Genomic DNA, 14,020 nt, shown 5'->3' on the forward strand with positions numbered 1-14,020 from the left:
ATGACAAAAAGAATCACATTAATTGTTGCGAGCGTATTCGCGATGAGCACGGTAAGTGTAACAGCAGTGCACGCGCAAACAGAAACAGCGCAACACGTCGTAGACAGTAAAGCGCAAAGTGAATTAAAAACGCGTTTAACAAAGCTAAACAACTTACAAGCAGACTTTTCTCAAACCGTAATCGACAATACCGGTAGCGAAATTATGCAAGGTACGGGTTTATTAAAAATTAAGCGTCCAGAAAAGCTTTATTGGAAGCAAACATCACCAGATGAAACGGTTCTGGTTTCTGATGGCATTAAAACCTTTTATTACGATGAGTTCGCAGAACAAGTCACTATTTTAGATAGCAAAAAACTAATCGATAATACGCCGTTTGCGTTGTTAACTTCTGCGGATGAAAGCTTATGGCAAAACTACTCAGTAACGCATGCAGATAACGCGTATGTGATTACACCGAACAATCAAGGTCAAAGCCAAGTAGAGCGTTTAGAGCTTAAATTTGATGCAGATGCATTACGCTCAATGACAGTGTTTGATAATACAGGTCAAACTTCCGTTTATGTGTTCTCAAAACAGCAAGTTAATCAAACCATTGATGATGCGTATTTTCAATTCACCATTCCAGCTGACGTATTAGTGGACGATCAAAGTCAAGGTGAGTAATTTAAGCTTTTCATTTGCCCCGGAAATTAGGCCGCTCGCAGCACGCATGCGGCCAACTAATTTAAGCCAATACATAGGGCAAAAACATCTGCTTAGCGAAGGTTCACCACTGTACAACGCTATTTTAGCCGGTCGTTGCCATAGTTTAATTTTATGGGGGCCGCCCGGCGTTGGTAAAACAACGTTAGCTGAAGTCATCGCCCATCATGCAGATGCAAACGTGATCCGTTTATCAGCAGTGACCTCAGGCGTGAAGGAAATACGAGAAAGCGTTGCATCGGCAAAAGATCATTTAGCAATGCAAGGGCAGCGTACATTGTTATTTATTGACGAAGTGCACCGCTTTAACAAGTCGCAGCAAGATGCGTTTTTACCACATATCGAAGATGGCACTTTTATTTTTATTGGTGCCACAACGGAGAATCCTTCGTTTTCACTGAATAATGCAATTTTATCGCGTGCACGCGTGTATCAATTAAAAGCGCTTGAACAGCAGGACTTAATGCAAGCCATACACAGTGCGCTTAATAACGATGAGCAGCTACAGCAAAAGCAAATCGAGATTGATAATGCTGCAATTGAAAAACTGGCACTCGCAGGAGATGGCGATGCTAGACGTACGCTTAATTTACTTGAGCAAGCCATTGATATGGCCGATCAACAAAATGATAAACTGATTGTGAGCGAAAATGTGCTGGCGAATGTTCTGCCTGCACATATTGCAAAATACGATAAAGGCGGCGATTTATTTTACGATCTTATTTCAGCGTTTCATAAGTCAGTTCGCGGCTCTAATCCTGATGGTGCGCTTTATTGGCTTTGCCGTATTTTAGCAGGTGGCGGTGACCCGCTTTACGTTGGTAGACGATTATTAGCGATTGCTACAGAAGATATCGGCAACGCCGATCCTCGTGCGATGCAAGTCGCACTTAATGCTTGGGATATTTATCATCGTGTAGGGCCTGCAGAAGGTGAAAGGGCGCTTGCCCAAGCCGCGATATATTTAGCCAGTGCACCAAAGAGTAACGCAGTTTACACAGCGTTTAAGCAAGCAAAACACGATATTGCCAATGAGCCAAGTTTTGAAGTGCCGCATCATCTGCGTAATGCACCAACCAATTTAATGAAAGACCTTGGTTATGGTGCAGAGTATCGCTATGCCCATGATGAACCAGGTGCTTACGCTGCCGGCGAGAAATATCTTCCGGAAGAAATCGCAAATAGAAAATACTATCAACCGACAGAGCGCGGTCTTGAGCAAAAGATAAAAGCAAAGCTCGACTATTTAACCGAGCAAGACAATTTAGCCACTAGGAAACGTTATGACAGGGATTAAACTCTATTTTTACGTTGCTCTTGGTGGTGCAACAGGTGCGTGTCTTCGTTATTTTATTAGTGAATCAATGATAAAACTTTTGGGAAAGGGATTCCCTTTTGCTACCCTGACAGTTAATATTCTCGGTTCATTAATGTTAGGCGTTTTATACGGCCTACTAGAAAAAGAATTAATTGTTGTTAACCCCACCAAATCACTTATCGGAATTGGCTTTTTAGGGGCGTTAACAACGTTTTCAACCTTCTCGATAGATACGCTATTGCTGTTACAGCAAGGGCACTGGTTGAAAGCAACACTCAATGTATTTTTAAATGTAATTGGTTGTGTTTTTGTTGCCTATTTAGGTATGCAGCTAGCAATGCAAAAAGGTTAAAAAAGAATGTTAGACCCACGATTTTTACGTCAGGATATCGAAGAAGCCGCAGAGCGCCTAAAAGGCCGAGGTTTTGAATTAAACGTAGCAGAAATTCAAGCGCTTGAAGAAAAGCGTAAAGCGCTACAAGTTAAAACACAAGAATTACAAAATGAGCGTAACACACGCTCCAAAGCAATTGGTCAAGCAAAAGCAAAAGGTGAAGACATTGCACCTCTGTTGGCTGCTGTAGGTTCCTTAGGTGATGAGTTGGATGCTGCTAAAAAAGAACAAGACGAAATCCTTGCTGAATTAAATGCCATTGCTGCAACGATCCCTAACTTACCAGATAGCGAAGTACCATTTGGTAACGACGAAGACGATAACGTTGAAGTGGTTAAATGGGGCGAGCCAAAACAATATGACTTTGAAGTAAAAGATCACGTTGATTTAGGTGAAGGTTTAGCAAAAGGCTTAGATTTTGAAGCGGGCGTTAAACTTTCAGGCGCACGCTTTACTGTAATGCGCGGCAAAGTGGCGCGTATGCACCGTGCCCTTGTGCAATTTATGCTTGATACGCACACAGACACAAACGGTTATACCGAAATGTATGTACCGTATTTAGTAAACAAAGACAGCTTGTACGGCACAGGTCAGTTACCTAAGTTCGCAGAAGATTTATTCCACACAGAAGCAATCAGCGAGCATAATGAAGGGTTTAGCCTAATTCCAACGGCAGAAGTACCATTAACTAACCTTGGCCGCGATGTTATTTTTGATGAAGCTGAATTACCATTAAAAATGACTGCACATACACCGTGTTTCCGCAGTGAAGCAGGTAGCTATGGCCGTGACACACGTGGTCTTATTCGTCAGCACCAGTTCGACAAAGTTGAATTAGTACAGCTAGTAAAGCCTGAAGACTCAATGCAAGCGTTAGAAGATCTGACTAACCACGCCGAAGGTATTTTACAAGCACTTGAACTACCGTACCGTAAAGTAATTTTATGTACTGGTGATATGGGCTTTGGCGCAAGCAAAACATACGACTTAGAAGTATGGCTGCCAGCGCAAGACACTTACCGTGAAATTTCAAGCTGCTCAAATATGCAAGATTTCCAAGCACGCCGTATGCAAGCACGTTTTCGTCGTCAAGGTGAGAAAAAGCCTGAGTTACTGCACACACTAAATGGTTCTGGTTTAGCGGTTGGTCGTACACTTGTAGCGATTCTAGAGAACTATCAGCAAGCAGATGGCTCGGTAGTGGTACCAGAAGTACTTCGTCCATACATGGGCGGCTTAGAAGTTATTACTGCATAACAGTTAATAGTATTAAAAACCGGCGATATGCCGGTTTTTTTATGCCTGTTGAATAGCCTGTCTATTACGTAGATAAATAGTGTTTCGCTATCGACACACATTAAAATTAGAAACTGTATCGAATATGGCACAGTTATCTAGATTTATTCTAGTGTGAAATTTATAAGCGATTGAAAAATAGATAAAATAATCTTGGCCTGATAATTGTAATTATCCATGTAATGCAATTATTGGATTATGCTTTATGGACATAAAAATAGAGAACAAATCACATAAGCTTAAAAGGCCATTGACCTACGCAGTTTTTGCGTGTCTGTTACTAAGCGCTGTTATGTTTATTCGTCATTATACCCAAGGTGCGTCAAACTTGGTTAAACGAGACGAAATCTTGGTCGCAAAAGTTAAACAGGGCGATTTTGCGATAGACGTAAAAGGACTAGGCAGTTTAGCACTTGAAAAACGCCATTTAATAACGACAAATGCAGGCGGAAAGGTTGTTGAAGTGTTGGTAAAACCGGGTGAATATGTAAAACGAGGCGACATTATAGCGCGCTTAGACAACCCGCAAATCAAAGAGACTCTCATTCAAAAAAATAGCCTTTTGCTTAAAATGGTTGCGCAACATAAAGCGGAGTTGGCACAGCAAAAAGCGTATCTTCAAGAAGCTGAAACTGCCTACCATGATGCCGACCTCGCCCACAAAGCCAACACAATGGAGTGGCAAGCGCAGGCAACCTTAATCGCACAAGGCAATAGCACTATTTCGAAACTTGAACATCAGCGTAGCGAATTCACCGTAAAGCGCAGTTTAAAGCAACTTGCGTTACAAAAAGCGAAAGTGGCGACGCAAAAAGAAATACTCGCCGCAAAACAAAACGCGCAACAAGCAGAGCAGCAAAGCTTAAAATCTGAAATCAGTTTGCTTAGCCAACATATTTCACAATTAGATGTGATATCACCAATTACTGGTCAAATCCAAAATATGTTTGTTGAGCTAGGCACACAGCTGGCAAGTACTGGCTCAGTTGCCGAAGTTGCAGACCAAACCAAACTAATTGCCAAAATAAATGTAGCAGAACTTGATGCACCTAACGTTAAAGTAGGCCAGCAGGCTACAATTGATACCTATACGTCTCGCTTAGATGCACAAGTCACTCGCGTATCGCCCAAAGTGAACAACGGCCATGTTGAAGTTGAGCTTTCATTAATTGATGCAATTCCGTCAGAAGCGCGCGATAAACTCAATATTGAAGGCATTATTAACACTAGCTTTAAAACTCATACACTATTTGTTGCGCTACCGCGTAACGCCATTGCCGAAAGCACAAACAATGTATTTGTGCTGGAAAAGCATCTTGCAACCAAACAAGCGGTAACATTTGGTAAACGCTCCGTGAATTATATTGAAGTTGTAGCAGGGCTAACAATCGACCAAGAAATTATTATTTCCGATATGGAAAAATACACCAACGACACGCAAGTGCTTGTACGCTAGAAGGGAATTACAATGAATCCAGTTATTACTTTAAAAAACATAGAAAAATTATTCAAAACCGATGAAATCGCAACGCAAGCACTTAATGGCATTAATCTAGTGGTTAATCCCGGGGAGTTTGTGGCTATAACAGGGCCTTCTGGTTGCGGTAAGTCGACGTTACTTTCTGTGTTAGGGCTGATTGATGAGCCAACAGATGGCGAATACAGCATTAGTGGCAAACAAGCGGTTAATTTAAGTTCTGATCAACGCGCGCATATTCGCGCTAATCATATTGGATTTATCTTCCAAGCATTTAACCTTATAAGTGACTTAAATGTACTTGAAAATGTGATGTTGCCACTGACCTATATCGGTGGCTACTCGGAACAACAAATGATAGAAAAAGCGCGTAAGGCGTTGATGTTAGTTGACCTTGAAAATCGCATTAATCACTTTCCTTCACAGTTATCAGGGGGGCAACAGCAGCGTGTTGCGGTAGCTCGCGCGCTTATTAACGAGCCTGATTTAATTTTAGCGGATGAACCAACGGGTAACTTAGATTCGAAAAACGCGCAACAAGTATTGCAGTTACTAAAAGATTTACACCTGTCAGGTAAAACAATTTGTATGGTAACCCACGATGCAGAGTCAACACACTATGCCAGTCGTACGTTGAACATGTTAGACGGTGCAATTGTGCGTGATAAACAGAAAACCTCGGATACTAACCCTTCAGTGGTGTTAGAGGTATAAGCTATGGGGCTGTTATTAGATTTTCGCTACGCGCTACGCAATATCGTTAAATCACTGCGTTTTTCACTGTTAATGATCTTTATTATGGTAGGGAGTTTAACCATTTCATTGATAGGGTTTAACTTTATTCATACCATCGCGTTTTCGCACTCAAGTTTTAATCACAACAAAGAAGACATTCGCATCTTAAAGGTATGGAATTCGTTAACATCGCAACGAGAATTTACGTATTCGATGTTAGATGGCTTTAAACAGCTGGATGAGGTCAATTCACTTGAAAGCTGGATCACCATTAAGCGCAGCAGTTTATGGTTGAGTACGCAACATTATGGTAAGCATTTTCGAGCGTCTTATGTTGACCCGTCATTTTTTAAGTTTTTGGGACAAGAGCCGGTAATTGGGCGAGGCTTTACGAACGTCGATTACAGTAATAATGCGCCTGATGTGGTAGTGATTTCACATATCGTGTGGCAGCAACTATTTCAGCGCGATAGCGCTATTCTTGGTAAACAGTTAAACGTGGCAGGCAAGCCCCATACTATTGTTGGCGTAATGGAAAAGCGTAATCATTTTCCGATTTTTTCAAAGATTTGGTTGCCGCTAAAGCAGGCGAATATGAAGCCTGATGATGGTATCGATATTCTTTATAAGTTGCCAAATGCCGAATTTGAACGCACCTTCGAAACCCAAATCGCTCATTATTTTTACAACGCAATCAAAGATCAGGTAAGTGACAGTGATAAACAAACCGGGCAGGGTGTGCGTATTGAGTCACTCACTTTGGTTGAACTCAATACCGACGGTGAAGCCGTATTTGTATTTGGTTTGTTTGTGTTTGGTATTGTGATTGTGCTGTTTATTTCAGGGGTGAATATTGGCAACTTACTGTTTGCGAAAATTATGGAAAAGCAAAAGGAGTCTGCTATTCGCGCTGCAATCGGTGCAACACAAAAGCGTGTGATCCAGCAGCATGTTACAGAAGGTCTAATATATTGCATCGTTAGTTGGGTATTTGCCTTGATCTTTACGTCGTTAGGACTAGAAATACTGAATTTTTACATGAATGTAATGTTTGGCGGAAAAATGCCGTATTGGTGGTATTGGCATTTAAATGTGCAAACAGTTTTAGTCTCGCTGTTACTATTAGCCATTATTTTTACATTTGCTGTGTTACTGCCGGCATATAAATCGGCAAAGTTTAATATTAGCAATGTACTGCGCGATGGTACACGAGGCGCAACGGGTAAAGAAACCACACTGATGTCACGTCGCTTATTGTGCGTACAAGTATCATTGGTGAGTTTTTTGCTAATGATTGCAAGTACTGTTGGCTATGTGATGTATTCAATTGCAACGAATATCGATGGCGAGCTCAGTAAAGGCGTTTACTCAGTTTATCTAGATTTTGATAATAATGATGAGTTAACCAACGACGAGCAATTAACACTAATAAATACGTTAGCGGTGGGGCTTTCAAAACAAGGCAATATTATTGACGCGGTAGTGTTTGATTCGCATATACACGCTGACGTACTGTACCCAAATGGTGATATCTATAATGAGAAGTTTATCAGTATTAGTGCAGAGTCACATTTGTTTGCCCGAGAGTTGTTAACTGGGCGAAATTTCAATAGCAATGACAACAGTGAATCAAAACCAGTAGTCATCATTAGTGAGTCACTTGCTAACGCTTTGTTTGGTAATCAAAATGTAATCGGGTCGCAATTAATGTTGAAAGACGCGATGTGGCCAAGTGTTGAGATTATCGGCGTTGCGAAAGATGAAATCAGCGGAGTATCAGGTGACTCGCGCCATGAGCTTTACTTTAGTTTACGCCAAACCCATTTTATGGATGACAGTGTAAACATTCGATTATTGACCAATAACACGGCAAATGAAGCATTAGAGGACTTCTATCGCGTTAAGATGCAATTATCTCATGATTTAACCATGTATTACATGTTCGACCATTACGATAACCACACATCCATGATTAAATCATTTGCAGCGATTATTTATGTATTTTTGCTGGTAGGTGGTTTCGCTCTAACGCTATCGCTAATCGGTATTTATGCGATGGGTATTAGTAATATCAATAAATCCCGCTATGAGATAGGAATTCGCCGCGCGATTGGGGCTAAAGATAGCCAAATTATGCGGTTATTTATTAAAAAGAACATTACGCATATTTTGTACGGTATTGGTACGTCGTTGTTAGTGTTTGGCATTCTATGTTATCTTGCAGAAAGCTTTTTAAGAGGAAATGTGCCAATTAACATTATGTTAGAGGCGGGTGCATTGACTGTAGTTGTGGTACTTGCAGCGGTTTGTCTCGCACTATACGTACCAGTAAGGCACGTTATTAAACAGCAGCCTGCAACAAGTTTAAGAATGGATTAAGGTTTCTTGAAAACAATTTTAGTTGTCGACGACTCGCTTGATATTCAAGCGAGTCTCAAGTTCTTTTTAGAAGATGAAGGGTATCTTTGTCACGGTGTGCTTTCACCGGATACAGCGCTCGATTATGTTGCAAAAAACAGTGTCGATTTAGTGCTGCTTGATATGAATTTTAGCCAAAACACTACCAGTGGCGCAGAGGGTTTAACTGCAATTGAAGCGCTGAAAGAACTAGACCCGCTGTTACCTGTGATTGTGATGACGGGTTGGGCAACGCTTGATTTAGCCGTTAAAGCGTTAACCACGGGGGCTGCAGATTTTATCGAAAAACCGTGGCAAGATGAACGTTTAGCTCATGCAATTAAACTTCAGCTGAACGCACGTCGCGATAAGCAAGACTTAGCGCGATTAACCCAAGAAAAACAACGCTCAATTGCACACCAATCCGCATTACACGCATATAGTACACAAAAGCAGCAAGTTTTGAGTCAACTCGAAAACTTAGCAAAAAGCGATATGAATATACTGCTAACGGGTGAAAACGGCACCGGCAAAAGCTATTACGCGAAGTATATTCATCAGCATTCTAATCGCTCTAAAGCCGGTTTTATCGCTCTCAATATGGGGGCGCTGAGTGATGAGTTGTTTAACTCTGAAGTGTTTGGCCATAAAAAAGGAGCGTTTACTGGCGCAAGCCAAGATCGTTTAGGAGCGTTTACCTTAGCTGAAGATGGCACCTTGTTTTTAGATGAAATCGCTAACTTATCCGCACAATCACAAGCAAAGTTATTACATGTACTTGAAGAGCGAAAATACACAGCCCTTGGTAGCAGCAAGGTGTTAGAGAATAAAGCGCGTATTATTTCTGCAACTAATGCGGATTTATCTGAGGCAATTGTAAACGATTTGTTTCGCCAAGATTTATATTACCGTTTAAACACAGTTGAAATTGAAATCCCCCCGTTAAGATCGTGTAAAGACGATATTTTACCGCTTGCAAACCAGTTTTTAACATCATTCTGTAAGCAATACGATAAGCCTGCTTTATCACTTGCACAATGCGCCAAACAGGCACTGCTTAACTATGGTTTTCCGGGTAATGTTAGGGAGCTTAAACATATTATTGAGCGCGTTATATTTATGGCGAATGGACAGCAAATAACTGCTCAAGATTTAATGTTAAGTGCTACAACAAGCAATAGTAAACCAAATGTACAACACACAGTTAATATGACGCTCAGTATCGATGAAGTCATTGAACAAGCGTTATTATCACGACTCGAACACTTTAATGGCAATGCATCAAAAGCGGCCAAAAGTTTAGGAATGTCGCGCAGTGCTTGGTATCGCAAAATGTCTAAGTATGATGCGGTTTAACGCATTTTCAGGGCGCTGGCTGACAAGCCTGCTGTTATTGATACTCGTCAATGGCTTACTGATCACTCATGATTACCCGTTAGCGCTTATTTTATTGGTAAATCTCACCTCAGCATTATGGTTTTTAATAGAGACCTATCGCGATGCGATAGCTAAATGCAATACGATTAATTTAATCGATACGTTATTGATTTCATTGCGCCAAGGTGAGTATGCAATTAGAGCAAATGAGGCACAAGATAGCGCGCTAAGCTCCACTGTTGAACACTTAAATGCCCTTGCAACTAAAATGCAAAGAGACCAGCGGTTAGTAACCGAGCAACAAGATTTGCTAGCGCAGATAATCGAGAAGGTTGATTTTGCATTGCTGGTGTTCAACGAACACAGCTGTATATTCAGAAATCAATACGCGGCGCAAACATTCGATGCAAGTGATCAAAGTAATATGTGGGCTTGGTACAAGGCGTTACTAGCCAATCAACAACAAGGAAAAGTGGCGTTAAAAATTAATGGCAAACAGCATGCATTTTTAATCGAGCAATCGTACTGTCGTATCGGTGAACAAAATTACGTTTTGTTAGTTTTAAAGCAATTGGATTCTATTTTATATCAACAAGAAAAAGACGCGCTTAAAAAGTTTGTTCGTATTCTAAGTCACGAGATTAATAATACACTGGCGCCAATTGGCACAGTCGCGCGCAGCCTAAATAAACGGCTCGCAAATGACATTGACAAGGATAGTTTTGCAACGGGATTAACGCTAATTAATGAACGTGCGAATTATTTAAAGTCGTTTATGGATAACTATGTGTCACTGGCAAAATTACCAGCGGCTCACAAAAACATTGAAAGCTGTGATACGTTATGCGAGCAGTTAACGGCAATTTACCCAGACATCAAAATTCAATATGAGCAAAGCGTGTTTGGCTTTTTCGATATAAGTCAGATAAAACAAGTGCTCTGTCATTTAATTAATAATGCATGTGAAGCATCTAGTCCATCACCACATGTGTTTTTAAAGCTTAGCGCAAACGATACAGACATTATATTTGATGTAATCGATACTGGACCTGGCTTTTCTAATTTGGAAGACGCCGGCACTGCGTTTTATACAACAAAAAGCGGGGGTAATGGTATTGGTTTAATGTTGTCACGCGTAATTATTGAAAATCATGGTTCGGTACTTAAACTTCAAAACCACACAGAGGGTGGGGCGTGGGTACAATTTGCATTAGAACGGGTTATTAACAATACCAATTCATTTAAGTAGCTGAGCATCTTAGCGCGCTAAATATCATGCGAGCTGCATTAGAATTTATCAATGTTCAGCAACAATATAAGAAAAATTCCGCCGAGTTTGAATTTCAATTATCCAGCGCTCTCGCTGATCACATACTTAACAGAATTGATATAATTAGCGGTCAATTGATAAACCAAAGTGCCTGTTGGTTGCTAACAAGCATTATAAAAACAACATAATACAAACAAAAAAGCGCCAATTGGCGCTTTTAAATCATCGACTTAACAATTAGCTGTTATCGTCTGCATATTTTTTACATGCTTCTTTATCTTCACATTCACCGTAAAGATAAAGCGAGTGGTTTGTTAGCTTGATGCCGTTGTCTTTAGCAATCTCTTCTTGACGCGTTTCAATCACGTCGTCTTCGAATTCAACTACTTTACCGCACTTTAAGCATACCAAGTGATCATGGTGTGTGCTGCCAGCTAGTTCAAATACTGATTTGCCGCCTTCAAAGTGGTGACGGGTAACAATACCGGCATCATCAAATTGGTTAAGAACACGGTAAACAGTGGCAAGACCAATTTCTTCGCCTTTATCTAATAAGATTTTATAAACATCTTCAGCGCTGATATGTTGATTATCTGGCGACTGTAAAATCTCCAAGATTTTGATTCGCGGCAGTGTTACTTTTAAACCTGCTTTTTTTAGCTCTAAATTGTGATCAGTCATCAACTTGGTCTCGTTTTTCTATTGTTTTGTCTATATTTGCACGACGTTTTAGTAAGGCTATACTAGATATAGCCTAATGTAAACGCAGGTTTAACTTTAATCTTCTAATTCTGCCAAGCACATTTCATCATACACTTGAGCACACCAATCTTTAATGCGCTTTTCTGTTAGTTCAGGCTGACGGTCTTCATCAATACCTAAACCAACAAAGTGGTTGTCATCAACTAATGCTTTTGACGCTTCAAATTCATAACCTTCAGTTGACCAATGGCCAACAACAATAGCGCCACGTTCAGTAACGATATCGTTAATCATGCCCATAGCGTCAAGGAAGTACTCGGCGTAATCTTCTTGGTCGCCGCAGCCAAAAATAGCAACTAGCTTACCGTCGAAGCTAATTTCTTCCAGTTCCGGGAAAAAATCATCCCAATCGCATTGCGCTTCACCGTAATACCAAGTTGGGATACCAAATAAAATTAAATCAAATTCAGCAATGTCTTCTTTTGAGCTTTTAGCGATGTCATGAACATCTACCATTTTCTTACCTAGCTCTTTTTGAATTAGCTTGGCGACGTGCTCTGTGTTACCTGTATCACTACCAAAAAAAATGCCTACGCTTGCCATAGTTTATTACCTTTTTGTCGCTAATTTCTCTTGTAATATAATTTCTATTAATGCGCTTCGACTCACGTTCTGCTCTTCAGCCATATCATTTAATGCTTGATATAGCTCTGAAGACACCTTGAATTCGACGCGTTTTAAACCACGTGCTTTATCACGTTTAAGCTGATTACGCTTATTGATTTTAAGCTGTAATTCTCGTGGTAAGGGGTTGGTTTTTGGACGCCCCGGTCGCTTATCGTGTTCAAATAAGTCTCGGGTCGTTCTGTCAGATTCCGCTTTGGCCATTATCCAACTCCAGCACCTTGCCAAAATACCTGAATAAGCCCTTTCGCAATAAACCCAGAACAGCCTAAAAACAGCACTAACCAAACGACGTAACGCCCAAATTTAGGAACGTCACCTTTTTTTAAAACGTCTTGGATTGCCATACCGATTAAAAAGAATATTCCGGCTAAGCCGAAATAGAGTCCAAGTATATCAATACCATCTAATAATTTATCTAACATTATTATTCTGTATCTGCGCGAAAACGGCCGCAACTATAGCATAGTAAGCCGTTAAATACATTATCAAAGATCAAAAATAGTACCACTTTAAAAAGTGTGGTTTTTAAGGCGAACAAAATCACAAATAAGTAAATCCACTTGGGATGTTTTCGGTTTGTATTTAAAGCATTTTAGTGTGCTTTGTAAATTTCGTGTACGTTTGTAACATCAAATATAAAAGCGTGAATTTAGTGAATGCAATGAATAGATAATTTAATAAATGTATAAAACATCGAGGGGGAAAGAACCTAACTAATCGTTTGCATGTTAAAAACAGCTAGGCTCTTGATAAAAACAAAACTATTTAATCTGCACTTAGAAACTGAGCTATTGCTAAATTCACTTGGCTTGGTTTTTCAGCATGTAACCAGTGACCTGCACCTGCGATGATCTTGGCTTTTGCATTTGGGAAAAGCGCTGCAATTTCGCCGCGATGGGCTTCTAAAATGTAGTCTGAGTTAGCACCTTTTATAAATAAGGTTGGCTTTTTAAACGCATCACCTTGCGGCTTATCTAAAATACTATCGTAAGATGCAATTAGTTGAGGCAAATTAAAGCGCCATGCAAACCCGCTATCTGTTTTTTTAAGGCTCTTTAATAAAAATTGCCTTACACCAGCCTCTTGAATGTACTCTGCCAATTGTTTATCGGCGTCGCTGCGGTTAGTGATTGCCTGTAAATCCACATTATTTAATCCATTAAATACTTGTTGATGACGAGGTAAATATTTAGTTGGTGCGATATCGAGTACAACCAATTTTTCGACACGGTTACTATTCGTTAACGCCATTTGCATTGCGACTTTACCACCCATAGAGTGACCAATAACAATTGCACGAGAAATAGTTAACTCATCTAATAGTTTAAAAACATCATCTGCCATCGCGGTGTACGTCATTTCGCTATTGTGAAATGATTGTCCGTGATTACGTAAATCAATGTTGATTACACAATTTTGTTCGCTCAGAGGTTTGGCGATTACATTTAGGTTTTCTTTTGAACCAAATAGTCCATGAATAATGACAATTGGGAGCGCGTCGGTTTTCTCACCTAGCTGAGTGTAATTTAATTGCATAGGGGTCGCTAAGCTAATGTAAAAGCTGCATTGTGCCGAGTGAAACTTGAAAAAGCAAACATAGAGAAATGAATTTAAACTGGGTATACTATGCGGGATTTTTGCTAAATTCGTCTAACAATTAGG

The 14,020-nt window shown here is 40.2% G+C and carries 14 protein-coding genes; 9 read left to right on the plus strand and 5 right to left on the minus strand.

The genetic code is table 11. The annotated features are described in order from the left end of the window. The 9 genes from lolA to PSPO_RS06900 all read left to right on the plus strand — a co-directional run bounded on the left by lolA (position 1) and on the right by PSPO_RS06900 (position 10,948). On the plus strand, positions 1 to 666 hold the full coding sequence (lolA, locus tag PSPO_RS06860) for an outer membrane lipoprotein periplasmic chaperone LolA (protein WP_010560175.1): 666 nt from the start codon (positions 1 to 3) through the stop codon (positions 664 to 666). After that, on the plus strand, positions 659 to 2,002 hold the full coding sequence (locus tag PSPO_RS06865; RefSeq protein ID WP_010560174.1) for a replication-associated recombination protein A: 1,344 nt from the start codon (positions 659 to 661) through the stop codon (positions 2,000 to 2,002). Before lolA ends, PSPO_RS06865 begins: the two co-directional genes overlap by 8 nt. Next, complete coding sequence (gene crcB, locus PSPO_RS06870) at positions 1,989 to 2,375, plus strand: fluoride efflux transporter CrcB (RefSeq protein ID WP_010560173.1); 387 nt, start codon at positions 1,989 to 1,991, stop codon at positions 2,373 to 2,375. The genes PSPO_RS06865 and crcB overlap by 14 nt, the downstream gene beginning before the upstream one ends. A 6-nt stretch (positions 2,376 to 2,381) precedes the next feature. Further along, a complete protein-coding gene (serS, locus tag PSPO_RS06875; RefSeq protein WP_010560172.1) occupies positions 2,382 to 3,674 on the plus strand; it encodes a serine--tRNA ligase in 1,293 nt (430 codons plus the stop codon). Positions 3,675 to 4,005: 331 nt separating this feature from the next. Further along, positions 4,006 to 5,169, plus strand: a complete 1,164-nt coding sequence (locus PSPO_RS06880; RefSeq protein ID WP_233430465.1) for an efflux RND transporter periplasmic adaptor subunit — start codon at positions 4,006 to 4,008, stop codon at positions 5,167 to 5,169. A gap of 12 nt (positions 5,170 to 5,181) precedes the next feature. Then, complete coding sequence (locus PSPO_RS06885; RefSeq protein ID WP_010560170.1) at positions 5,182 to 5,904, plus strand: ABC transporter ATP-binding protein; 723 nt, start codon at positions 5,182 to 5,184, stop codon at positions 5,902 to 5,904. A 3-nt stretch (positions 5,905 to 5,907) separates the two neighbouring features. Beyond that, positions 5,908 to 8,304, plus strand: coding sequence for an ABC transporter permease (locus PSPO_RS06890; protein ID WP_010560169.1), 2,397 nt, complete (start codon positions 5,908 to 5,910; stop codon positions 8,302 to 8,304). A 6-nt stretch (positions 8,305 to 8,310) separates the two neighbouring features. After that, the gene (locus tag PSPO_RS06895; protein ID WP_010560168.1) at positions 8,311 to 9,678 is read left to right on the plus strand and encodes a sigma-54-dependent transcriptional regulator; all 1,368 of its coding nucleotides are present in this window, start codon (positions 8,311 to 8,313) and stop codon (positions 9,676 to 9,678) included. Next, positions 9,665 to 10,948: a sensor histidine kinase gene (locus PSPO_RS06900; RefSeq protein WP_021033004.1), complete on the plus strand. Its 1,284-nt coding sequence runs from the start codon at positions 9,665 to 9,667 to the stop codon at positions 10,946 to 10,948. The genes PSPO_RS06895 and PSPO_RS06900 overlap by 14 nt, the downstream gene beginning before the upstream one ends. A gap of 258 nt (positions 10,949 to 11,206) precedes the next feature. On the opposite strand, the gene fur is transcribed toward PSPO_RS06900, so the two are convergent. From fur to PSPO_RS06930, 5 genes are all read right to left on the minus strand, one after another. Next, positions 11,207 to 11,650 carry a ferric iron uptake transcriptional regulator gene (fur, locus tag PSPO_RS06910; RefSeq protein ID WP_010560166.1) on the minus strand — a complete coding sequence of 148 codons (444 nt, stop codon included), beginning with the start codon at positions 11,648 to 11,650 and terminating at the stop codon, positions 11,207 to 11,209. A gap of 96 nt (positions 11,651 to 11,746) precedes the next feature. Further along, a complete protein-coding gene (gene fldA / locus PSPO_RS06915) occupies positions 11,747 to 12,274 on the minus strand; it encodes a flavodoxin FldA (RefSeq protein WP_010560165.1) in 528 nt (175 codons plus the stop codon). 6 nt (positions 12,275 to 12,280) lie between these two features. Next, positions 12,281 to 12,559 carry a LexA regulated protein gene (gene ybfE, locus PSPO_RS06920; protein ID WP_010560164.1) on the minus strand — a complete coding sequence of 93 codons (279 nt, stop codon included), beginning with the start codon at positions 12,557 to 12,559 and terminating at the stop codon, positions 12,281 to 12,283. Then, positions 12,559 to 12,780, minus strand: a complete 222-nt coding sequence (locus PSPO_RS06925; RefSeq protein ID WP_010560163.1) for a DUF2788 domain-containing protein — start codon at positions 12,778 to 12,780, stop codon at positions 12,559 to 12,561. The genes ybfE and PSPO_RS06925 overlap by 1 nt, the downstream gene beginning before the upstream one ends. A 343-nt stretch (positions 12,781 to 13,123) precedes the next feature. Further along, on the minus strand, positions 13,124 to 13,894 hold the full coding sequence (locus tag PSPO_RS06930; RefSeq protein ID WP_010560162.1) for an alpha/beta fold hydrolase: 771 nt from the start codon (positions 13,892 to 13,894) through the stop codon (positions 13,124 to 13,126). Between the last annotated feature and the right edge of the window lie 126 nt (positions 13,895 to 14,020).

It is taken from the genome of Pseudoalteromonas spongiae UST010723-006 (assembly GCF_000238255.3).
GTDB lineage: Bacteria > Pseudomonadota > Gammaproteobacteria > Enterobacterales > Alteromonadaceae > Pseudoalteromonas > Pseudoalteromonas spongiae.